At 61.5% G+C, this 19950-nt stretch carries 32 protein-coding genes; 8 read left to right on the top strand and 24 right to left on the bottom strand.

All coding sequences use genetic code 11. The features are described 5' to 3' along the window. Positions 1-475: 475 nt before the first annotated feature. Entirely contained in the window at positions 476-895 is a 420-nt protein-coding gene (locus GLL_RS20080; protein WP_164929407.1) for a hypothetical protein, read from the bottom strand. A gap of 323 nt (positions 896-1218) precedes the next feature. On the opposite strand from GLL_RS20080, the gene GLL_RS20085 reads away from it, so the two are divergent. Together GLL_RS20085 and GLL_RS20090 are read left to right on the top strand one after the other, a co-directional pair. Further along, the gene (locus GLL_RS20085; RefSeq protein ID WP_011143885.1) at positions 1219-1647 is read left to right on the top strand and encodes a Panacea domain-containing protein; all 429 of its coding nucleotides are present in this window, start codon (positions 1219-1221) and stop codon (positions 1645-1647) included. A gap of 7 nt (positions 1648-1654) precedes the next feature. After that, entirely contained in the window at positions 1655-2116 is a 462-nt protein-coding gene (locus tag GLL_RS20090; protein WP_164929408.1) for a hypothetical protein, read from the top strand. A gap of 199 nt (positions 2117-2315) precedes the next feature. Here GLL_RS20090 and GLL_RS20095 read toward each other — a convergent pair whose 3' ends face one another. The 7 genes from GLL_RS20095 to GLL_RS20120 form a co-directional block, all read right to left on the bottom strand. Then, a complete protein-coding gene (locus GLL_RS20095; protein ID WP_164929409.1) occupies positions 2316-2501 on the bottom strand; it encodes a hypothetical protein in 186 nt (61 codons plus the stop codon). Between the two features lie 444 nt (positions 2502-2945). Continuing rightward, a complete protein-coding gene (locus tag GLL_RS23830) occupies positions 2946-3236 on the bottom strand; it encodes a hypothetical protein (protein WP_011143888.1) in 291 nt (96 codons plus the stop codon). A 234-nt stretch (positions 3237-3470) separates the two neighbouring features. Next, the gene (locus GLL_RS20100) at positions 3471-3788 is read right to left on the bottom strand and encodes a hypothetical protein (protein WP_011143889.1); all 318 of its coding nucleotides are present in this window, start codon (positions 3786-3788) and stop codon (positions 3471-3473) included. Positions 3789-3915: 127 nt separating this feature from the next. Then, complete coding sequence (locus GLL_RS20105) at positions 3916-4293, bottom strand: hypothetical protein (protein WP_011143890.1); 378 nt, start codon at positions 4291-4293, stop codon at positions 3916-3918. 9 nt (positions 4294-4302) lie between these two features. Next, complete coding sequence (locus tag GLL_RS20110) at positions 4303-5169, bottom strand: hypothetical protein (protein ID WP_011143891.1); 867 nt, start codon at positions 5167-5169, stop codon at positions 4303-4305. Positions 5170-5174: 5 nt separating this feature from the next. Continuing rightward, positions 5175-5804, bottom strand: coding sequence for a hypothetical protein (locus GLL_RS20115; RefSeq protein WP_011143892.1), 630 nt, complete (start codon positions 5802-5804; stop codon positions 5175-5177). A 4-nt stretch (positions 5805-5808) separates the two neighbouring features. Continuing rightward, positions 5809-6603, bottom strand: coding sequence for a hypothetical protein (locus GLL_RS20120; protein ID WP_011143893.1), 795 nt, complete (start codon positions 6601-6603; stop codon positions 5809-5811). A gap of 187 nt (positions 6604-6790) precedes the next feature. Between GLL_RS20120 and GLL_RS20125 the strand changes: the two genes are divergently transcribed. From GLL_RS20125 to GLL_RS20135, 3 genes are read left to right on the top strand one after another with little or no spacing between them, the layout of a single operon-like run. Then, on the top strand, positions 6791-7588 hold the full coding sequence (locus GLL_RS20125; RefSeq protein ID WP_164929410.1) for a hypothetical protein: 798 nt from the start codon (positions 6791-6793) through the stop codon (positions 7586-7588). After that, positions 7585-8208 (top strand): hypothetical protein, encoded by a 624-nt coding sequence (locus GLL_RS20130; RefSeq protein ID WP_011143895.1) that lies wholly within the window; start codon positions 7585-7587, stop codon positions 8206-8208. Before GLL_RS20125 ends, GLL_RS20130 begins: the two co-directional genes overlap by 4 nt. Before the next feature lie 41 nt (positions 8209-8249). Further along, positions 8250-8612, top strand: coding sequence for a VOC family protein (locus tag GLL_RS20135; RefSeq protein WP_011143896.1), 363 nt, complete (start codon positions 8250-8252; stop codon positions 8610-8612). Positions 8613-8678: 66 nt separating this feature from the next. Here the strand turns inward: GLL_RS20135 and rplO are convergent, their stop codons facing one another. From rplO to GLL_RS20215, 16 genes are all read right to left on the bottom strand, one after another. Beyond that, positions 8679-9134, bottom strand: a complete 456-nt coding sequence (gene rplO / locus GLL_RS20140) for a 50S ribosomal protein L15 (RefSeq protein WP_011143897.1) — start codon at positions 9132-9134, stop codon at positions 8679-8681. A gap of 3 nt (positions 9135-9137) precedes the next feature. Next, positions 9138-9809, bottom strand: coding sequence for a 30S ribosomal protein S5 (gene rpsE / locus GLL_RS20145; RefSeq protein WP_011143898.1), 672 nt, complete (start codon positions 9807-9809; stop codon positions 9138-9140). Positions 9810-9828: 19 nt separating this feature from the next. Then, positions 9829-10191 (bottom strand): 50S ribosomal protein L18, encoded by a 363-nt coding sequence (gene rplR / locus GLL_RS20150; RefSeq protein WP_011143899.1) that lies wholly within the window; start codon positions 10189-10191, stop codon positions 9829-9831. 23 nt (positions 10192-10214) lie between these two features. Further along, a complete protein-coding gene (gene rplF / locus GLL_RS20155) occupies positions 10215-10790 on the bottom strand; it encodes a 50S ribosomal protein L6 (RefSeq protein ID WP_011143900.1) in 576 nt (191 codons plus the stop codon). 9 nt (positions 10791-10799) lie between these two features. Further along, positions 10800-11201 (bottom strand): 30S ribosomal protein S8, encoded by a 402-nt coding sequence (gene rpsH, locus GLL_RS20160; RefSeq protein WP_011143901.1) that lies wholly within the window; start codon positions 11199-11201, stop codon positions 10800-10802. A 9-nt stretch (positions 11202-11210) separates the two neighbouring features. After that, positions 11211-11417 (bottom strand): type Z 30S ribosomal protein S14, encoded by a 207-nt coding sequence (locus GLL_RS20165; protein ID WP_011143902.1) that lies wholly within the window; start codon positions 11415-11417, stop codon positions 11211-11213. Positions 11418-11421: 4 nt separating this feature from the next. Continuing rightward, positions 11422-11970 carry a 50S ribosomal protein L5 gene (gene rplE, locus GLL_RS20170; protein ID WP_011143903.1) on the bottom strand — a complete coding sequence of 183 codons (549 nt, stop codon included), beginning with the start codon at positions 11968-11970 and terminating at the stop codon, positions 11422-11424. A gap of 10 nt (positions 11971-11980) precedes the next feature. Next, positions 11981-12331, bottom strand: a complete 351-nt coding sequence (gene rplX, locus GLL_RS20175; RefSeq protein WP_011143904.1) for a 50S ribosomal protein L24 — start codon at positions 12329-12331, stop codon at positions 11981-11983. After that, positions 12331-12732 (bottom strand): 50S ribosomal protein L14, encoded by a 402-nt coding sequence (gene rplN, locus GLL_RS20180; RefSeq protein WP_011143905.1) that lies wholly within the window; start codon positions 12730-12732, stop codon positions 12331-12333. Before rplN ends, rplX begins: the two co-directional genes overlap by 1 nt. Next, the gene (rpsQ, locus tag GLL_RS20185) at positions 12729-12980 is read right to left on the bottom strand and encodes a 30S ribosomal protein S17 (protein WP_011143906.1); all 252 of its coding nucleotides are present in this window, start codon (positions 12978-12980) and stop codon (positions 12729-12731) included. The genes rplN and rpsQ overlap by 4 nt, the downstream gene beginning before the upstream one ends. A gap of 3 nt (positions 12981-12983) precedes the next feature. Then, a complete protein-coding gene (rpmC, locus tag GLL_RS20190) occupies positions 12984-13196 on the bottom strand; it encodes a 50S ribosomal protein L29 (protein ID WP_011143907.1) in 213 nt (70 codons plus the stop codon). Then, positions 13183-13629, bottom strand: a complete 447-nt coding sequence (rplP, locus tag GLL_RS20195; RefSeq protein WP_011143908.1) for a 50S ribosomal protein L16 — start codon at positions 13627-13629, stop codon at positions 13183-13185. Before rplP ends, rpmC begins: the two co-directional genes overlap by 14 nt. An 18-nt stretch (positions 13630-13647) precedes the next feature. Further along, positions 13648-14391 (bottom strand): 30S ribosomal protein S3, encoded by a 744-nt coding sequence (gene rpsC, locus GLL_RS20200; protein ID WP_011143909.1) that lies wholly within the window; start codon positions 14389-14391, stop codon positions 13648-13650. A 2-nt stretch (positions 14392-14393) separates the two neighbouring features. Continuing rightward, entirely contained in the window at positions 14394-14744 is a 351-nt protein-coding gene (gene rplV / locus GLL_RS20205) for a 50S ribosomal protein L22 (protein ID WP_011143910.1), read from the bottom strand. Between the two features lie 191 nt (positions 14745-14935). Beyond that, complete coding sequence (locus GLL_RS20210; RefSeq protein WP_011143911.1) at positions 14936-16195, bottom strand: glutamate-5-semialdehyde dehydrogenase; 1260 nt, start codon at positions 16193-16195, stop codon at positions 14936-14938. 33 nt (positions 16196-16228) lie between these two features. Beyond that, complete coding sequence (locus GLL_RS20215; RefSeq protein ID WP_011143912.1) at positions 16229-16621, bottom strand: hypothetical protein; 393 nt, start codon at positions 16619-16621, stop codon at positions 16229-16231. Positions 16622-16800: 179 nt separating this feature from the next. Here GLL_RS20215 and rpsL point away from each other — a divergent pair, with 179 nt between their 5' ends. The 3 genes from rpsL to fusA all read left to right on the top strand — a co-directional run bounded on the left by rpsL (position 16801) and on the right by fusA (position 19937). Further along, complete coding sequence (gene rpsL / locus GLL_RS20220) at positions 16801-17208, top strand: 30S ribosomal protein S12 (RefSeq protein ID WP_011143913.1); 408 nt, start codon at positions 16801-16803, stop codon at positions 17206-17208. Positions 17209-17234: 26 nt separating this feature from the next. Continuing rightward, positions 17235-17705 (top strand): 30S ribosomal protein S7, encoded by a 471-nt coding sequence (gene rpsG / locus GLL_RS20225; RefSeq protein WP_011143914.1) that lies wholly within the window; start codon positions 17235-17237, stop codon positions 17703-17705. A 108-nt stretch (positions 17706-17813) separates the two neighbouring features. Beyond that, positions 17814-19937: an elongation factor G gene (gene fusA / locus GLL_RS20230; RefSeq protein ID WP_011143915.1), complete on the top strand. Its 2124-nt coding sequence runs from the start codon at positions 17814-17816 to the stop codon at positions 19935-19937. Positions 19938-19950 lie beyond the last annotated feature (13 nt).

Genomic DNA, 19950 nt, shown 5'->3' on the forward strand with positions numbered 1-19950 from the left:
TTAACAATGCTTGACAGATTCAAAATTGCGTGAAATTCCTGTGAGAAGAAGGCTTAAGGCTTCTGGATTAAGGTTGCGGATGCTGGATTGTTAAGCACGATGCACAAGATTTTTCTTGCTTCCCCGTCTCAGATCTGGCATTGAATCCATGCGTGGCACTCAACTCAGGCGAAACCACTTTTGTCAAGAGGAGATTAGATGCGCTTGCCCTATCGGTTCTCATCGATTAGAAGTTAATGTCCAGAGCACACATGTTTGTCTCGATCTTAGTGCTTGTAAGCTGAGGAAAAACCTGGTTGTTTGCCATAGAAAATGCTCCGTCTTGAGCAAAGGGGCTGTCGCACCAAAGTTCATAGAGAAGCACAGCCCGCTACTCGACGGCAGCCGCACAAGTGGAAGGGTCTGAATTTTTTTCAGACCCAGGCGGCAAACAGGCGACTCAGCCAATGTCACCGGTGACATCCCGGGGACAGCGCTAACCTACTAAGGCTGGCTGCCTCAGCGCGTAAACCTTCAAGGGCTTCTCGATCACGACAATACGGCCATCTGCCACCAGTCTGTTAAGCACGGCCAGACAACGATCGATGTCGGGGCCGAGTCCATCCGCACGATCGAAGCTGCGGGCGTCGCATATCTGCGAGAAACTGTATTCCCCGCTCACTGCCAACCGTTCGAGTATGCCCGCTGCATTGTCGTGGCGGACGATAGCGTAGAGCTTCTTGCCTCCCCGTCCGGCAGCCTCACGTCCGCGTCTGACTACGCCGTCCATCACCAAAGCATGGAGCACCCGCGCCGTAGCCAGTTCGCTCAGGCGGATACCGGCAGCAATGTCCTGCAAGGTGCCTATTTCGTACTCGCACAGATAATCCACAACATCAGACCGGGGGCATTGCATGTCTGTCTCCAATGGGTTGGGTTTGCCTCCCAAGGCTAGCGCGAACACCTTAGAAAGCCAAATTAGTAATTACTTATCGAATTTGATAACTAATTGCTGTGCCCTCTGTGCCTGTGTCTTGCTGCCTGTGATTGAAATACTTGTGTGTCAGGGGAGCAGTCAATCACCGCACTAGGCTGCCCCTAAGAGGCGGTGGCAAACTTGACCCAAAAAGCGCTTTACATATTTCTATAATGAACTAGATGTTCACAAAGATATGGACAGGCGTAGTCACATGGGGTTACAATGGTCTCCCAAGTTGCCCTTAGCAAAGAGTGAGAAAGATGGGTACAGCTGATGACGCCGCTGCATATATTTTGAACAAGCTTGGCGCAATAACAGCTATGAAGTTGCAAAAGCTTCTATACTACTCCCAAGCTTGGTCTCTTGTGTGGGATGATCATCCTCTGTTTGATGAGCGTATTGAGGCGTGGGCCAACGGACCTGTGATACCCGCCATCTACGAGCAGCACAGGGGGCAGTACCTGGTGACCGAGTGGTTGGCAGGCAATCCTGGTAACTTAGGCTCTGACGCCATCGAAACAATTGATGCCGTTCTCAAAGTCTACGGGGACAAGTCCTCCCAATGGCTCAGTGACTTGACCCACAAGGAGGCTCCTTGGCGCGATGCCCGCTTGGGCATTCCAACTGGTGTTCCCTGCAAACAAGAGATCACACAGGCATCCATGGCAGAGTACTACGGCAGCTTGTAAAACGTCTGTGAGCCAAGGAAAGAATAAAAAAACTAAGGATCCCAAAATTACTGAGAAGCCTTCCTCGGCTAAGACGCCGCGCTTCGGTAACGACCCAGATGAGTTTTACACACTCTCTCCGGCATGGCGACTTTCGAAGTTAGAGATGGTTGAGCCCTTTGGTTGGCATAAGGTCGATGGTGCTACTCTTGCTTCTATTAGAAGCAAGTTGGCATCTTTCGAAAGCATGACCTGGAAAGAAATCCTTTGCGATGCAAGCACGAAAAATCACTTCATTGGAGTTGATCGGCTTTGTCTCGAAGCACGGCAGCGCCTCGAAGAAATAAAACAAGGCGATATCGACCAGTTGATGTCTCTCAGGCTTGGTGGCAAGCAGAGAGTTTGGGGCATTGTGGACCAGGGCATCATGACAGTGCTCTGGTGGGATCCAGATCACAAAGTCTACCCAGTTAATAAAAAGCACACTTGATGCAGCTACAGCTATTCCCGTCGCCCGAGCCGGGGCCGTTCCCTCACCCGCCCGGTGAACTTATGCCGTGGGTAGAGCCCCTATTCAACCGGGCCGGGGCCGTGCAGACGCAGGAGCGGGGCGAGCGGCATCAAAAGCTTCACCCTCCCCGAGCGGCTTCCTAGGAGCGGCGGAGGTGCTATCTGCCGGTGATCGAGATCTAGGGCAGGCCAAACACCGCTTCCAGCCATAGCATGATCCACACGAGCATCCCCGCCAGCAGCACCAGCCAAAGCATCGCGCTCAGCGCAGCCTGACGGCGTGCGTCGAAAAGATCGGGGGCGAAGCGCCGGTAGCCGTCGATTAGGAATGCAGCAGGCAGCAGGACCGCCAGAAACAGGCCCACGGCGATGATCTGAGCTGTGTCTGTTAACCTCTCCGCAAGCCTATGATAAGGCGACTGGTGAGCAGATGCCAAGAAAAATGCTGACTTATGTTGCAACACAGTTTCTGGGGAAGGACGTTAGAGGCGAAGTTGTGTCAGGACATAGGTGCTGCCCTAGAGATGGTATGCAGTGACAACTGTCTTCATGTCTTGGCTGTAAATTGCGGCCACCTTCCTGTGCTGCAGGTGTATCCAAGAAACCATGCGCCGCCCTCCCTGGGCTGGCATTGCACTGGTCTTGATATAACCAACCTGTAACAACAGCCCCTCAAATTGCGTTGCTGACATAACTTTGGTATTGAACGGGGGAAGACCGTCAAGACGATGCTTATCAAGAGTCATGTACTCAATCATAATGGGTGCACGACTCAAGCCTTCGTGCCAAAGAAATGTCTTCTTTTCTTCCTAGGCGTCAAAGTCGCCCCGATACGTTGTAAAGATCCTGTAACCCGGCAAAACAATTCCTGCGCCGAACCAGCTTTTCACTGTGCCCGGATAATTCGGTTCCGCTATCGATCCACCAATGCGGACATGAAAAGGACCAGCCCAGACATACAGCCCAGGCAAAAGCGCATCCATACTGTAGGCGATTGCTCGCTTCTCAGAGCATGGCTCGCACGCGTCATTAACCCGCTCACCCGCATCGTTTAGTGTGCCAGGGCGGGAACCTCTGAATCCGCCGTATACATGAGACATAGGTGTAACTCCGTGTTCGTGCCTCTCAGCCGCATTGCCAACGGGTAGCATCTCCACCGGGCAAGGCGGGATGGCCTCATATGACATATGACGTCTTACTAAGATACTACCGATCACGGCTCGAAGTTCTACACCCAAGAGAGAAGTTCATATTGAAGGTGCAAGTCACTCATCCAAAACAGGGTTTCAAATGCGCACCCCATAAACACCCAGAAGTTTTGCGGTAATCGAGATCTAGGGCATACCGATCATTCCACTCAGCGCGGCCACCCCCAACCCGATGAGGGCACCGCACATCGCCGGTTGAATCGCCTCCAGCACTTCCGGTCCGAACAGCCCAAACCATTCCGCCAGCACGTACCCGCCCAGCAGTGCGACGGTTGTCGAGACGATCAGGCCGGTGATCATGCCCGGCAGCAGCATACCCAGAGCGAGGGCCGTACCCAGCCCGACAATCATCCCCCAGATCAAAGCGGGAGCGCCCGAGTAGCGCCGCCAGGCTGCCGCGATGACCACGGCCGAGATGATCAGCGATGCAGTGGTCCAGAACATGCCCTCAGAATAATCCCCTCAGCGCAGCAACCCGACCTGCACCAGCCCCCAGAGCAGGAGTACCCCGAGCGTTGCCGGAATGGGCGAAAGGGCAAGCGCCCAGATATCCTTGTGCTTCATGACTGTTTTACACCATTGGCAGGTTTACTAAGCTGAGATTAAACTGCGACGGCAGCGGGATGTCGATGCGTTTGCCGCGGGGGTTGGGGTTGGCAAGGCCGGGGGTATTGGAGGTGGTGTTGACGACATTATTGCCGGAGTAAACGTCCCCTTCGGGCCGGGATTGTTCATTGGGCGCCTCCGTTCCCGTGGCGGCTCGCCCCTGGCCCCGTTCGATAAACACTACCGTCAGGCCCGCCTGGGAGGCCAGATTCTGGATGAAGTCCCGGGCGGAGACATTGCTTTGGGCTGAGAGGTTGAAGGTGCTGCTCTGGGCGCAGGCCGGACCGCCTGTGAGCAAAGCCGCCAGTGCCCCGGTGACCAGAGGTAAGGTGCGGATGTGCATGGGGTGGGGTTAATAAAGGGGTGTGATTTGCTCTGGGCTGGGGACGGGCGGTGGCACAGACGATTCGAGCCGGGCGAGTGCTTCCGGGGGGCTGCCGGTGGTTGCCGCGCCGCTCACCAGACTGAGTTCCACCGCCCGGCCGTCCGCCTGGCGCACTCGCACGCGATAGCGGCCCGGGCTGGTGTGCGCCGAGACTACGGTGACGGAGCGTGGGCCGCTCTGGCCGGGAGCGAGTTGCACCCGTTCGCCTTCGACCTCAAGCAGTACCACCCGCTCGTTGCCGCCAATCAGGGCAATTTTTGTCTGGCTGGCCTCCTGGGCAGGGCGCACCGGCGGCGGCAAGGGCGTAACACGATTCAGGGAGGGAGGCGCGGCAAGGGGCGGCAAAGGGGGCAGTTGACGCACCGGCGGCGGCAGCATCTGGGCAAAACGCGGGGGGGCTGCCGGGGGCGGCGGCGGGGGCGGCAGGGTCAGGACCGGCCGGGGAGGGCCATCCTGTTCAAGCAGTTGTTCGATACTGGTCTGCACCTCAGCACCTTTGCGGGCGGCTTCGCTTTGCACGGAGTTTGCGGTGCGCTCGATTTGTCGGTCGAGGGTGTGCCGTTGGCGGACCAGCCACCAGTCTTGAGCAAGGGCGTACCCCCCGCCCGCCAGGAGCAGCATACCCGCGAGCACGAACAGCACCGGTCTTTGCCACTGCCGGCGGTGCACCGGCTCGATGCCGTCCCACTCCGGGTCCGGTACGAGCGGTTCGCTCGCCGCAGCGTCGCGCCCACTCAGCAAGGGGGCAATACTCGGCTCCGATGACTCTGGGATAAAACCCGCCTGTGAAGCCGAATCAAACCGTTTTTTCCACTGTTCGCGCAAAAATGTCATGGTGATTAACCTGTCATCTGGTGAGCATCGGGACGGCGGCTACTGGGGCAGGCCCGTCCCGGGGTGCACCGGTGGCCATGGGGCTCGCAGCAAAGAACGGCTTCTGGATAATTGAGCAAAATGTGGTGCCAGAGCGAGCCGGGTTCCTCCGCCCGATAGCGGCCTGATAACGGAAGCGGCTCGACCCCCAGCGACTGCAGGTAGTCGTGGCGGTAGCGGGCGAGGCCCAATCCGAAGGTGCGTCTGGAGCGTTGCAGCCGCTCGATGCAGTTGCGCACCCTGGCCATATTTTGAGGATCGACATCGGGGTGCACCAGCGTCAGCAGTCGCACCTCCGGCTCACCGGGGATGGCGCTCTGATTACTGATGAGGGCCAGTTCCTCCGCCCGGATCACGAGCAAGTCGCCGCGTTCGAGCCAGCGGGTGCGCCAGAGACGAAAAATATGCATCAAAAGCGTATCGTCCGCGTAGCTGCGACCACCCGCCACCCGTGCTCCCACGACCACATCCTGCAGATGGATGGGCGGCCGTTCCGGATGCAATTCGACGTGGGGCGGTTGTTCGCCCTGCAAGTCGCCCGCGACGATAAACCATCCCTCCGTTGTCCGGATGATCAAGCGCCCCACCTTGGTCATGGCCTTACACCGAAGTTTGGACGTCGTACCAGGCCGCCTGACGGGCGGCCTCCGCGAGCATGCCCGCAGTCATGCCCGCACTGGTCAGATACGTGCTGACATAAGCCTCGAAGCCGGCGCTTTTGGGATCGAGGTGGGCGGCTTTTTCTAAGAAGCGATGCAGCCTTGGAAACTGGCGCAGCTTGCCGCGGTGGCGGACGATGGCGTCGAGATCGGTGCCGGCACCCAGGCGCGGCTCGATGCTCAATGGTTCGCTGGCCGGACGCAAGGGTAAAGCCGGGACTACGGCGGTAGGTGCTGTCGCATCCATGGCGAGCCCGGGTCGGGCAACTGTGACGAGTGTATCGGCGCGCACCGCGAGCGGGGCCACCGCAGGATCGACGTTGACCCGCGGCACTTCGATGGTCGCGGGCTGCTCCGCGACCAGCCCACCGGGCAATACCGTGGGTGTCGAAGTCTCCGGGGGTGCCTGAGCCGCAGAGTGGCGCACCGAGCGCAATTGGGCCAACTCGCCCTTGAGGCGGTCGATAATCGCCTGCTGCTCCTGGTCGCGGCGGACCATCAACTCGATGATCCGCGCCTCGCTCATCAGCAACTCTTCGCGGCGCACCGCCTGCTCCGGCCCAAAATACTGGCTTGCCGGATTGGTCTTGAAGATGCCATGCTTTTCGAGCACCTCCAGCCACCGCGCCTGGGCGGGATTGAGATCTTTAAATCGCGAGGCAGTCGCAGCGGGCGGCGGCGTCTGAATGCTCGCCACCTGGGGGGGCTCGGGGGGCAGCGGAAGGATAGGCGCCATGTCTACTCCTGAGGAATTTACCCTGTCTGGGATGCGATGTCCGGATTGTGACAAATTTCCCACGTGTGGTCAAGGGTTCGGTCAAATTTTTCCGGTATTGATTTTTGTCCAGGTGCCACACACTCCCGGCGGTGGCCGAGCTTGCCCGCGGCAATATTTTGGTAAGGTGGTGGCAGCGCGACAGCTTGTGATGTATCCCTGGGAAAAACCAGTCAGTTCTTCTTCAGAGGCGGACATTGGCTCCGTCGAAGATTCGTCCGAGAGCTACCCCTGGCTTAAACCGGCGGCTTCGGCGGAGGCGCTGACCACCTTTGAGGAGGAGGTTGCGGCGGCGCGTTCCCCGGACGAAGAACGTCTGCTCGAACAGATTGCCGCCAACGTGCCTGTAGCCTTGAGCCGGTCTGCGAGTGTGAGTTACAGCGAGCCGGATAGGCCCAACTGGCTGCCCCTGGCCGGGGTGCTCTTCGGTGCCATCCTGGTGGGGGCACTGGCGGTCTGGTGGGTGCGCCCGGGCCCGTCCGAGGAGCCCACGGTGCCATCCGGCCCCGCGCCAAAAACGCCCCCGGCGAGCGCTCCGTCCCGGACCGGAGCCGAACAGAAGCCCCCGGTGGCTGTGCTCATCGAACCGTCTGCGACGCGGCCTCTGGTCGAAAAGACCCTCAAAGACGGCGGTCGGACGAATCCCTTTGGCAGTGCCCTGCCTGAAGCGGCTCCCCCAAGACCGCCCGAGAATTTGCCGCCTGCCGCGGTGATCCGCACCCCGCCCCCGCTGCCTCCGGCCCCGCCGGTGCTGAATTTGGTGAGCCTCGCTGTCTCGACAAGCAGCCGGGCGGCCCTCATACAGGTCACTGGCGAAGGGAGCGAGCCCAGTTACCACGAGGTGACCGTGGGCGATACGGTGGCGGGTTGGCGGGTTGTCGAGATTACGCGGGAGCGGGTGCGACTCACCCAGGGCAGCAAAAAGCAGACCCTGCTTGCCCAATGAAACGCATCGCGGCCTTTGGGCTTGCGCTGGCGGCCCTGGTGCTCCCGGCAGCGGCGGCCCCCCTGGCCCAGATTGAGCCGGTGGAGGGCGAGAAAGAAAAAATGATCCGCATCAGTGCCCAGGGGCCACTGCCCTTCGAGGTACTCGAGAAATCGGCCTCTTCGTTGGTGCTGTTTTTGCCCCGCGCCGAATTGGGCAATGCCCCGGCACTATTGTCGCTTGCGCCTTTGGCGAATCTGACGCTGGAGCAGAACCCTGTGGGGGTGCGGGTCATTTTCGAAAACCTGAAGACGCCGTTTCTGGTGCGCGCGGGCAAAAAACCCGGCATCGTTGAGATCAGTTTTCCCGAGCCGCCCCCGCCACCCCCGCCGTCGGCCACTACCACACAGAAAGGGCGAACCGGCACACCGGGAGCGCCGGGTCTGCCCGGGTCTGCCGGTACCGCACAACGCACCGGCGTGCAGCCCGCAGGCACCCTGCAACCCTCGGATATCGAGCAGGGTCAGCTCACCGACACTTCCCAGGTGGGCAAAGCCTCCGAAATCGCCGAGGAGGAACCGGACCCCCCGCGGCCAGGGATCGCCCCGATGCCCCCACGACCCAACCCACCGCGACCCTGAACTCGCGCTTGCATAATGAAACTAGCATTGGAAGATTTGCCGTGCAGATCGTTCGGGCTTTGCACACAGCGCTCCTGGTCAGCGACCTGGAGCGCGCCGAATATTTCTACGGAAGCGTTCTGGGTCTTGCCAAAGTCGAGCGCCCATCGCACTTTGCCGGAGCCTGGTACCAGGTGGCCGACTACCAGATTCACCTGATTACCGCCACGCAGCGTGTGGACGACCGCGTCGACCACGAGCGCTGGGGGCGCAACCGCCACATTGCCTTTGCGGTTGCCGATGTGCAAGCTGCCAAAGACCAACTGCTGCGACACGGCTACGCACTCCAGATGAGTGCTTCGGGCCGGACGGCACTGTTTACCGAAGATCCCGACGGCAATCTCGTCGAATTGAGTGAGATGTGAACTTAAAATGATCCCCGTCACTGGGGAGGCAACGGGGATTCGCCTTCGGATCGCAAAGCGAAGCAGTTACGCTTCGACCGTGCAGGTACCCCCGGCCGCTTCGATCTTTTCTCTGGCCGAGGCCGTGAAGTAAGCGGCCGTGATCTGGAGCGCCACGTGCGCTTCGCCGTCGCCCAGTACCCGCAAGGGGCCGCTGGTAGCCGTCAAAATGCCGGCATCGAGCAGCGTTTCGATGTTCACTTCACTATCGGCGGGCAGATCGCGCAGTTGCTTGAGATTGACGATCGTGTAGGAACTGGGATTGACCAACTCGAAGCCCTTGAGCTTGGGCAAGCGCATGTAGAGCGGGATCTGGCCGCCCTCGAAGCCGGGGCGCACACCGCCCCCGGAGCGGCACTTCTGACCGCGCATGCCCCGGCCGCTGGTCTTGCCCTGACCGGCGGAATGGCCCCGGCCGACGCGCAGCTTGCGGTGGCGCGAGCCGGACTGGGGAACGGCGTCCTCAAGACGGAGGCTTTTCATCGCTTATCGACTCCACAGATTCGAGACGGGCACGCCGCGCTCGCCGGCGACTTCTGAGAGGGTACGCAGGCGCGACAGGGCGTCGGCAGCGGCCCGGGCATTGTTGAGGGGCGACTTGGAGCCCAGGGATTTGGCCAGGACGTTTTTGATCCCGGCCAATTCCAGTACCGTGCGCACCGCACCGCCCGCGATGACGCCAGTACCGCCCGAGGCCGGTTTGAGAAAGACGTTGGCCGCCCCTGAGCTGCCGCTCATGGGGTGGGGAATCGAGTTGATCTTGTTGAGGGGAACCCGGATGAGCGCCTTGCGCGCATCGGAGACGCCCTTCTTGACCGCGCCGATGACGTCGTTGGCTTTGCCCACGCCGACGCCGACCCGGCCGTTGCCGTCGCCCACAACGATCACCGCTCTGAAGCTGAGTTTTTTGCCGCCCTTGACGACCTTGGTGACGCGGCGAATCTGGACGACGCGCTCTTGAAATTCGGTTTCAGCCTGGGCCCGCTCGGCTTTGTCGCCGCCGCCGCGACCGGCACCGCGGCCCCGGCCGCGGCGCCGTTCACCCCCGGACTCGCGATCGGGATCTTCGGGTGCTTGCTCGGGGCCGGGACCGCCGGGACCGCCGGGACCGCCGGGTCCACGGCCGCGACCTCTGCCTCTTTGTTGCTGTGGGGGCATAACTGCTCTCCTTAAGTACTTAAAAATCGAGTCCGGCTTCGCGGGCTGCATCGGCCACCGCTTTGACCCGGCCGTGGTACAACTTGCCGCCCCGGTCGAAGACCACGGCGGTGATCCCTTTTTCTTTGGCGCGCTCGGCCACCAGCCGGCCGACCGCCGTGGCCGCCTCACAGGTGGCGGTGCCCTCCTCGCCGGAGCGCAAAGGCGCTTCCAGGGTCGAAGCCGCCACGAGCGTCCGCTGGTGAACATCGTCGATCACCTGAGCGTAGATGTGCCGGTTGGAGCGATAAACCGCCAGACGCGGCTGCTCGGGCGTGCCCGCGATCTTGCGGCGGATGCGCTGGTGGCGGCGGTGGGTGGCTGTTTTGCGATCGACTTTCATGTGCCGTCTCTAGATGCGGTGGACTACTTCTTGCCGGATTTGCCGGCCTTGAGCAAGATTTTCTCGGCGGTGTAACGGATGCCCTTGCCCTTGTAAGGCTCGGGCGGACGAATGTCGCGGATCTTGGCCGCCAGGTCGCCTACCGCCTGCTTGTCGAAGCCTTTGATGACAAAGTTGAAGCCCTGCTGGTTACGGGTGCCGGCAATCGCCGACGCCTTCGGGTCGACTTCGATGTCGATGCCTGCCGGCAACTCGATTTCGATCGGGTGACTGAAACCGGCGTTGATCGTCAGTTTGCGGCCGGTGAGGGCGACGCGGTAACCGACCCCGGCGATTTGCATGGGCTTGGTGAAGCCGGTGGTCACCCCAGTGACCATGTTGGCCACCAGCGTGCGGCCAAGACCGTGCTGCTCGCGGGCGCGGCGGCTCTCGCCGCGGCGGGTCACCAAAAGCCTGCCGTCCTCGCGTACCACCTCGACCGAGTCGGGCAGGGTGAGATCGAGGGTACCCTTGGGGCCTTTGACGACGACGCGCCGGCCATCCAGGGTGACTTCGACCTTGGGCGGGATTGCGATCGGAAGTTTGCCGATACGGGACATGGCGCGCTCCTAAAAGACGTAGCAGAGGACTTCACCGCCCACACCCGCCCGCCGGGCGTCGCGGTCGGTCATCACCCCCTGGGAGGTGGAGATGATGGCGATGCCGATGCCGCCCAGCACACGGGGCAACTCCTTGCGGTTGGCGTAGACCCTCAGCCCCGGGCGCGAGACGCGCTTGAGGTTGGTGATCAGCGGGCGACGTTGACGACCGGCGTACTTGAGGGTGAGCAGGAGCTGGCGATCTTTGCCTTCGCCCTGGTCCTGGTATTCGAGTATCAACCCTTCCATCTTCAGCACCTCCGCCACCGAGCGCGTCATGCGCGTCGAAGGCACTGGGACGATATCGTGTTTGACGATACTCGCGTTGCGGATGCGGGTGAGCATATCGGCAAGGGTGTCATTTACCGCCATGGTCTTCTCCTACCAGCTTGCTTTGACGACGCCGGGCAACAGACCCTGGTGGGCCATCTCCCGAAAACAGATGCGGCACAGGCCAAAGTCGCGGATGTAACCGCGGGGGCGCCCGCACCGCCAGCAGCGGTTGTGCAGCCGGGTGTCGGAGAGCTTGCCCTTTAAGACCAGTTTCTGGCGCTTCTTCTCACGCTCGACCATCGATACTTTTGCCATGTTGTTATTTCCTGAAGGGCATTCCGAGGGCGGCGAGCAGGGCGCGGCCCTCCTCGTCGGTTTTGGCCGTGGTGCAGATAGTAATGTCCATACCGCGGATTTTGTCGACCGAGTCGTACTCGATCTCAGGGAAAATCAGTTGCTCGCGCAGGCCGAGGGTGTAGTTGCCGCGGCCGTCGAAGGCTTTGGGGCTGACGCCGCGAAAGTCGCGGATGCGCGGCAGGGCCACCGAGACCAGCCGGTCGAGAAACTCGTACATCCGCCGGGCCCTGAGGGTCACCGTGACGCCCACCGGCACCCCGGCGCGCAGCTTGAAGCCGGCGATCGCCTTTTTGGCGCGGGTGACCACGGGCTTCTGACCGGCAATACGGGCCACTTCGGCAATCGACCCATCGAGGGCCTTGGCGTTCTGCGAAGCCTCACCGAGGCCGCGGTTGATCACGATTTTGGAGATCTTGGGCACCTGCATGAGGTTGGTGTAGTTGAACTGCTCCTGCAGGCGCGGGACGACCTCCCGGTTGTACTTGTCCTTCATGCGAACGGGGGTGGCCATGGTTTACTCTCTACTTGTCGAGGATCTCGCCGGTTTTCTTGAGCACGCGCACTTTTTTGCCCGCGTCGGTGACGGTGTGACCGACGCGGCTGGCCTGCTTCTTCTTGTCGGAGTACAGCATCACCTTGCAGCTGTAGATCGGGGCTTCGCGCCGTAGGGTCTGGCCCTGCTGGTCACCCTGGGGTTTGACGTGCTTGGTCTGCATGTTCACCCCCTCGACAATCACCTTGCCCGCGGTGGGTAACACCTCGCTCACCTTGCCGACTTTGCCCTTGTCCTTGCCGGAGATCACCTGGACAGTGTCGCCTTTTTTGACGTGGAATTTGTGCCGCGCCTTGCCGGCGCCGTTGTTGGTCGCCATCAGAGCACCTCCGGGGCCAGGGAAATGATCTTGGTGAAATTTTTCTCGCGCAACTCGCGCGCCACCGGTCCAAAGACGCGCGTGCCGCGGGGGTTGCCGTTTTTGTCGATGATCACCGCGGCATTGTCGTCAAAGCGGATGACCATGCCGTTGTCGCGGCGAATCGCCTGGCGGGTGCGCACCACCACCGCGCGCACCACCTCAGATTTTTTGACCCCCATGTTGGGGGCGGCATCTTTGACCACGGCCACGACTATGTCGCCCACGAAGGCATAGCGGCGGTTGCCGCCGCCTTTGGTGAGACCCTTGGAGCCGACGGTCGAGCCGAGCACGCGGATGCACAACAGTTCGCGCGCTCCGGTGTTGTCGGCCACGCTCAGCCGGGACTGCTGCTGGATCATGGGTTGCGAGCCTCATCGAGAATGTCCAGCACGACCCACCGCTTGGTTTTGCTCAGGGGCGGCGATTCGAGAATGCGGACCCGATCGCCGACTTTGCAGCGGTTCTCTTCGTCGTGGGCTTTGAACTTGCGCGTGCGCACGACAATCTTTTTGTACTTGGGGTGGGGGACGCGGTTTTCGACGGCGACCACCACCGTCTTTTGCATCGCGTCACTGACCACCAATCCGATTTTTTCTTTGCGCGGCATGGGTTATTTCTCCTTGGCGGCGGCAGTGCGCTGGCTTTCAAGCAGCATCAGCTGGGCGAGCTTGTGCTTGGCGTGGCGCACGAGGTGCGGCTTTTCGAGCTGGCGCGTCGCCTTTTGCAACCGCAGTTCGAACAGTTCTTTTTTGGTGGCGAGGATCTGCTCGGAAATCTCCTCGTCGCTGAGTTCGCGCCAGTCGTCAATTTTAGGTAGGGGCATTGGTCGGCTCCTCAGCGGGGGCAGTCTCGCTTTTGACGATAAATCGAGATTTGATGGGCAGCTTGGCCGCCGCCAGACGCATCGCCTCGCGGGCAATCTCCTCGGCGACCCCGTCAATCTCAAACAGGATCCGGCCGGGCTTGACCACGCACACCCAGTACTCGGGCGCACCTTTGCCCGAACCCATGCGGGTCTCGGCGGCGCGCTGGGTGACGGGCTTATCCGGGAACACCCGGATATAAATTTTGCCGCCGCGGCGGATGTAGCGGGTCATGGCCCGTCGGGCGGCTTCGATTTGCCGGGAAGTCATCCAGACGGGCTCAAGCGCCTGCAGCGCGTAGGTGCCGAACTCGATTTCGTTGCCGCGGCAGGCGGCCCCGTTCATGCGTCCGCGCTGCTGCTTGCGGAACTTGGTGCGTTTGGGCATCAACATGGTGCGACTCCGTGGCCTCTACTGCTCGTCGGTGCGTTCTTCGTACTGGATCTTTTTGCGGCGGCGGGGACGCTGATCAGGCTTGGGCTGGGCCGCCACCTCCTCGGGAGCCGCCGCCGGGCCGCCGGCGCCAGGCAAAATCTCGCCGCGGAAAATCCAGACTTTGACCCCCAGCGTGCCGTAGGTCGTCTGGGCAATTTTGTAGGCGTAATCGATGTCGGCTCTGAGGGTATGCAGCGGAATGCGTCCCTCGCGCGTCCACTCCGAGCGGGCAATTTCGGCCCCGTTGAGGCGGCCTGCCACCATCACCTTGATGCCCTGCACCCCGGCGCGCTGGGCGCGCTGGATGGCCTGGCGCACCGCGCGCCTGAAGGCGACGCGCCGCTCCAGTTGGCCGACGATGTACTCGGCGATCAGGGCCGCCTCGGCGTCGACGCGCTGGACCTCGACGACATTGATGCGGATCTGGCGGCGGCCGATCAGCTTTTCGAGATTGGCCTTCAGTTCGTCGATGCCCGCGCCGCCGCGGCCGACCACCACGCCCGGCCGGGCGGTGCGGATGGTGATCTCCACCTGATCGGCCTTGCGCTCGATGTCGACATCGGCGATGCCGCCGCTCGCCAGTTTCTTGACGATATAGGCGCGAATTTTGTGGTCTTCGGCCAACAGTGCGGGGTACTCGCCCGCCTTGGCGAACCAGCGCGAGCGGTGGTCACGGATAATGCCCAGACGCAGGCCGATCGGATGTACTTTCTGTCCCATGGTTATTCGACCTCGCTGGTGGAGCGCACGGCGACGGTGATGTGGCTGGTGCGCTTGCGGACGGGGCGGGCACGGCCTCGATCGCCGGCGCGAAAGCGCTTGAGTACCGGACCGCCGTCGGCGAAGGCGGTGCTCACCACCAAAGCGCGCCGATCGAGGCTGAAATTGTGCTCGGCGTTGGCCGCCGCCGACTCGAGCACTTTTTTGATGGGCTCGGTGGCGGCGTGGGGCATGAACTGGAGGATGATCAGCGCGTCCTGATAGGAGCGCCCCCGGATCTGATCGAGGATCCGGCGCACCTTGAAAGGCGACATGCGAATGAAGCGAGCGACGGCTTTGACTTCGTCGGCCATGGTTTGGGTACACCTTAGGGATCTGAACAGAGCGGACCGCCGACAGGCATGTCCCATACCCGTCAGGCTCGTCCCATAACGAACAGCAAAATCAGGCAAAGGGACTTAGGAAGCAAGCCTCCCAGTATCCACCCGGCTGCCGCAAGGCAACAGATATCGAGTGTAAGGCAAAAGGTGGCGAGTGTCCAGCCTCAGGGCCGGATCTGGCCGGAACCGCTCACAACATATTTGGTGGTGGTCAGTTCCACGAGGCCCACCGGCCCGCGCGCGTGCAACTTTTGGGTAGAAATGCCAATCTCGGCCCCGAAGCCGAATTCGCCGCCGTCGGTAAAACGGGTCGAGGCGTTGACGTAGACCGCCGCCGCGTCGATAGCGGCGGTGAAGCGACGGGCTTCCTCGTAGTTGGCGGTGACGATCGCTTCTGAGTGGCGGGTGCCGTAGTGGTTGATCCAGTCGATCGCTTCACGGGTCGAATCGACCACTTTGATGGCGATGATTTTGTCGAGGTACTCCTTGCCCCAGTCTTCTTCACCGGCACTTTTGACCTTCGGGTCGAAGGCAACGGTGCGCGGGCAGCCGCGCACTTCAATACCGTGGGCGTGCAGATCCTCCAGCAGCGGGGCCAAATGCGTCACCACCGTGTCTCGGTGCACCAGCAGCTTCTCGGCGGCGTTGCAGACCGAGGGGCGCTGGACCTTGGCGTTGATGACGATGCGGCGGGCCATCTCCAGATCGGCGGAGGCGGCGACGTAGATGTGGCAGTTGCCCACCCCCGTCTCCAGCACCGGCACAGTCGCGTTGCGCACGACAAAGTCGATGAGCGAGTGCCCTCCCCGGGGGATCACCAGGGCCAGATACGGATTAAGGCGAATCAGCGCCTCGACCACCGCCCGCTCGCCGGGCAGCTGCTCGATGCAGCCTTCCGGAATGCCCTGTTCGTAGGCGGCGGCTTTGAGGACAGAACTGATGGCCTGGTTGGAATTTTCGGCTTCTTTGCCGCCTTTCAAGAGCACTCCATTGCCGGACTTGAGGCACAGGCCGATGGCGTCGGCGGTAACATTGGGGCGTGCCTCGTAGATGATCCCGATGAGGCCCAGCGGCACCCGCACCCGCACGATTTCCAGGCCCTCGGGGTGCCGCCAGCCGCCCACGATTTCACCCACCGGATCTTTGAGTGCGGCGATTTGCTCCAAAGAAAGCGCCATACCTTCGAGGCGCTGGGGAGTCAGCTTCAGCCGGTCGAGCAACGTCTCAGAAAGGCCCATCTGGCGACCGAATTCGAGATCCGTCGTGTTCGATTCGAGGATTTCGCTGTGGGCGGTGCGCAGCGAACGGGCCATGGCGCGTAGCGCCTTGTTTTTGATTCCTGAAGGCACTTGAGCAAGCGCCATCGTCGAGCGCTGTGCCCGCTGCGCCGTGACTTTGAGGGTTTCGTAAAGCGAAGATTCCACCTGCAAAGGTTTCCGCAAGAACTGTAGTGATCTCTAGGGTCTAGAACGGCGGGCCAGCCAGAAGATCAGCACGATCAGCGTCAACACCACCGTAATCGCAAGCGCTCCAAAGCCCGAACGCGACTGGAGCACCAGGGGCAGCCAGACTGGAGGGATCAAAGCCAGGGCAACCAGAATAAAGGGGAAGTAGTTGTCCGTCAAAGAACGGTTTTGATCGCGCCAGTTTCCCCCGATCCACTGCCAAGCTTTTTTGTAGGGGTAGCTGGTCGAAAGCTGTTCAAGCACCAACCCATCCGGCGAGAGGCCGAATATCTGGCTGCAACGGTCACAGCCAAACGCTTCGGTGAGGACAATGGCCTGCAGCCTCCCCCGTTTGCAGCGCGGACACGGATACTCCACCTGGAGATCGATTTTTTCTGGCTTCACGGGTGCGACCCAGAACCTATGCCCTTGAGTACCGCAATCTTAGGTCACACCTCAGGCAGTGGCAAGGCAACGCACCGGCGGCGGCGGACCGCTCCTGGGGCACGCCGTGCAACAATTCTTAGTTGACGAAGGGTTCTTTCGCTGGCTATATTAAGTCTTCGTTGACTTTAACCGAAATCATGCCCACGATCGCCCAGCTCATTCGCCGTGAGCGCGGGATTGCCCAGCGCAAAACCAAGTCGCCAGCCCTCAAGGCCTGCCCCCAGCGGCGCGGGGTGTGCACGCGCGTGTACACCACCACGCCCAAGAAGCCCAACTCGGCCCTGCGCAAGGTAGCCCGCGTCCGCCTGACCAGCGGCTTTGAAGTGACGGCGTACATCCCGGGCGTCGGCCACAACCTGCAGGAGCACTCCGTGGTAATGATCCGCGGCGGTCGCGTCAAGGACTTGCCCGGCGTTCGCTATCACATCATCCGCGGCACCCTGGACACCGCCGGGGTCAAAAACCGTATGCAGAGCCGCTCCAAATACGGAACCAAGCGTCCCAAACCGGGACAGGCCGCCGCTCCCGCCGGTAAGAAACGTTAATCTTTCCACCGCAACCACCAAAACCTATGTCCCGCCGTACCCGCGCCATATTGCGTCCTGTCACCGCCGATCCGCTCTACGCATCCAGGCTGGTGACGATGATGACCAACAAGCTGATGAAGGAAGGCAAAAAGGCCACCGCCGAGCGCATCCTCTACTCGGCGCTTGAACGCGTGCAGGAGCGCACCGGGCGCGAGCCGCTCGACGTGTTCAACCAGGCGGTGCTCAACTGCACCCCCCGCATCGAGGTCAAGGCCCGCCGCGTCGGCGGTGCGACTTACCAGGTGCCTATGGAGGTGCGCCAGGAGCGCGGCACGTCCCTGGCGCTGCGCTGGTTGGTGCAGTTCTCCCGCAAGCGCTCGGGCAAGAGCATGGTCGACAAGCTTTCCAACGAGCTGATGGACGCCGCCAACGACACCGGTTCGGCGGTGCGCAAGCGCGAAGAGACGCACCGCATGGCCGAGGCCAACAAAGCCTTTGCCCATTATCGTTACTAACCGGTAAGCGATGGCGGTTTGCTGTGCAAGCGACGCCAATGGTGTGGGCAGTTGGGCTAGGATTGTTACAGAACTTTTCGAACTCGCGGTGAATGCGAGGAGGTAACCGTGGCACGCAACATTCCCCTGGAGCGGGTACGCAACATCGGCATCGCAGCACACATCGATGCTGGCAAGACTACCACGACCGAGCGCATTCTGTTCTACTCCGGGGTAATCCACAAGATTGGCGAGGTGCACGAGGGCAACACCGTCACCGACTGGATGGCCCAGGAACGCGAGCGCGGCATCACGATTACCGCAGCGGCGATCACCACCGCCTGGACGCGCCGCGACCCCGAAAATCCCACCCAGCCCCTGCCCGGTGCCCTGGAGCACAAGATCAACATCATCGACACCCCCGGCCACGTCGACTTCACCATCGAAGTCGAGCGCTCGATGCGCGTGCTGGATGGGGTGATCACGGTGCTGTGCTCGGTGGGTGGCGTGCAACCCCAGACCGAGACCGTCTGGCGCCAGGCCAACCGCTATAACGTGCCGCGCTTTATCTTCGTCAACAAGATGGACCGCACCGGCGCCAATTTCTACAAGGTTTACAGCCAGGTGCGCGACCGGCTGCGGGCCAACGCCGTGCCGATTCAGTTACCCATCGGCGCCGAGGACACCCTGAGCGGCATCGTCGATCTGGTGGGCATGAAGGCCTACGTCTACGGCAACGACATCGGCACCGATATCCGGGTTGAGGAAATCCCTGCTGATATGGAGGAACTGGTGCAGGAGTACCGCGCCAAGCTCATCGAAGCGGTCTCGGAGACCGACGATGTGCTGCTTGAGAAGTACTTCGGCGGTGAAGAGCTTACCGAGGCTGAGATCAAGGCTGCTCTGCGCAAAGGCACCGTCGCCAACACGATCGTGCCGATGCTCTGCGGCTCGGCTTTTAAGAACAAGGGCGTGCAGCAGATGCTCGATGCGGTGCTCGACTATTTGCCCTCGCCCCTCGACATCCCGCCCATCAAGGGCCTGCTGCCCAACGGTACCGAGGTCGAGCGCAGCGCCGACGACAGCCAGCCGCTCTCGGCTCTGGCCTTCAAGATCATGGCCGACCCCTACGGACGGCTCACCTTCGTGCGCGTCTACTCGGGCATTCTCCAGAAAGGCAGCTACGCCCTCAACGCCAGCAAGGACAAGAAGGAGCGCATCTCGCGGCTCATCGTGCTCAAGGCCGACGATCGCATCGAGGTGGACGAGTTGCGCGCGGGCGACCTTGGCGCGGTGGTCGGCCTCAAGGACACCTTCACCGGCGACACGCTGTGTACCGAAGATTCGCCGGTCATCCTCGAATCGCTGTTTATTCCAGAACCGGTGATCTCGGTAGCCATCGAGCCCAAGACCAAAGCCGACCTCGACAAGCTCTCCAAGGCGCTGCAGTCGCTCTCCGAAGAAGACCCGACCTTCCGGGTCCACGTCGACCAGGAGACCAACCAGACGATTATCGCGGGGATGGGCGAACTGCACCTCGAGATCCTCGTGGACCGCATGCTGCGCGAGTTCAAGGTCGAGGCCAACGTCGGTGCGCCGCAGGTGGCCTACCGCGAGACGATTCGCAAAGCGGTCAATAATGTCGAGGGCCTCTACAAGCGTCAGACCGGCGGCAAGGGTCAGTACGGTCACGTCGTCATCAACCTCGAACCGGGTGAGCCGGGTACGGGTTTCGAGTTCGTCTCGAAGATTGTCGGCGGCGTCGTGCCCAAGGAGTACATCGGTCCGGCCGAGCAGGGCATGAAGGAGCGCTGCGAGTCGGGGGTGATCGCGGGCTACCCGCTCATCGACGTGAAGGTGACGATGGTGGACGGCTCCTACCACGACGTCGATTCCTCCGAAATGGCCTTCAAGATCGCCGGTTCGCTGGCGCTGCGGGAAGCGGCTCAAAAGGCGCAGCCTGTGCTGCTCGAACCGATGATGAAGGTCGAGGTCGAAGTGTCCGGCGACTTCCTGGGCGATGTGATGGGCGATCTGAACGCCCGCCGCGGTCAGATCGAGTCGATGGACAACGAAGGAGGCGTCTCGAAGGTCACCTCCCGGGTGCCCCTGGCCGAGATGTTCGGTTATGCCACCGACATCCGCTCCAAGACCCAGGGTCGTGGTACTTTCTCGATGGAGTTCAGCCATTACGAAGAAGTGCCGCGCAACGTCGCCGAGACGATCATCGCCAAAAACAAAGGGAACGCTTAACTAGAGGAAAGGA

This window comes from Gloeobacter violaceus PCC 7421, from assembly GCF_000011385.1.
Taxonomy (GTDB): Bacteria; Cyanobacteriota; Cyanobacteriia; order Gloeobacterales; family Gloeobacteraceae; genus Gloeobacter; species Gloeobacter violaceus.